Source organism: Flavobacterium sp. LAR06, from assembly GCF_041946075.1.
GTDB lineage: Bacteria > Bacteroidota > Bacteroidia > Flavobacteriales > Flavobacteriaceae > Flavobacterium.
In genome coordinates this window covers 1-542 of sequence record NZ_JAUTYT010000050.1, presented here as the reverse complement: position 1 = coordinate 542, position 542 = coordinate 1, and the positions used below count along the sequence as shown (strand labels likewise).

Here is a 542-nt window from a genome sequence, read left to right as displayed (position 1 = left end):
CTTAGCGGATTGCCGTTAGGAAGCTGGACTATTAATCCGGGTTCGATTTCGGGAATCGGAGAGAGTTATAGTATTTCAGGATTGTCAACGGGTACTTATAATTTTACGGTTACCAATTCTTCTGGTTGTGTATCTTCCCTTTCATCTGCTGTTATTATCAATACACAACCTGCTACCCCCGCAGCCCCGATAGTGGGTGTTATTACGGATCCAACCTGTGATAGTGGTGGTAAGGTTGAGCTTAGTGGTCTGCCTGTGGGGAACTGGACCTTGCAGCAAACAGGAATGAGTAATATGGTAGTTACGGGTTCGGGAGGATTTATTGTCCTTGAGAATCTTCTGCCGGGAAGTTATAACTATACGGTAGTGAATGATCAGGGATGCCGGTCTTCCCTTTCAGCGGATGTTATAATAAATGAGATCCCGATACTTCCCAATCAGCCTACACTTGGCACTATTGTTCATCCTACGTGTTCAGTTGCTACAGGAAGCATTACTTTTAACAATCTGCCGTCAGGAACCTGGACGCTGACCCAGACAGG

At 45.8% G+C, this 542-nt stretch carries 1 pseudogene; it reads left to right on the top strand.

The window, feature by feature from the left end:
* A pseudogene (locus tag Q7C23_RS23325) lies at positions 1 to 542 on the top strand (hypothetical protein); the annotation flags it as partial.